Genomic DNA, 375 nt, shown 5'->3' with positions numbered 1-375 from the left:
TTAGCGGCATTACAAGCTGTAGCCAACGGGGAAGACCCAATATTATTAATTTTAGCGGCAGACCATGTTATTACTAACCAAACTGCATTTTTAGCTGCAATAGAGCAAGCAGAAACCCTAGCCAAACAAAATGCAATGGTGACCTTTGGCATAGTACCGAGCCACGCAGAAACCGGCTATGGTTATATAAAAAGAGGCCAAACTCACCAAAGCGCTTATAAAGTAGATAGCTTTGTTGAAAAGCCAGATTTAGCCACCGCAACAGAATACTTAAACAGCGGAGAATACTACTGGAACAGTGGCATGTTTATGTTTAAAGCCAGCCAGTATTTACAAGAGCTAGAAAAATATAACCCAGAAATTCTAGCCGCCTGC

1 protein-coding gene is annotated in these 375 nt (G+C 41.6%); it reads left to right on the top strand.

Annotation, left to right across the window (positions count from 1 at the left end; genetic code table 11):
* Positions 1-375: sugar phosphate nucleotidyltransferase (locus tag N7931_RS19435; RefSeq protein ID WP_262795993.1), on the top strand; the 375-nt coding region annotated here is incomplete at both ends.

The organism is Catenovulum sp. 2E275 (genome assembly GCF_025515275.1).
Classification (GTDB): Bacteria; Pseudomonadota; Gammaproteobacteria; order Enterobacterales; family Alteromonadaceae; genus Catenovulum.
The sequence above is the reverse complement of the archived record's forward strand: the minus strand, read 5'-3'. Positions and strand labels throughout refer to the sequence as shown.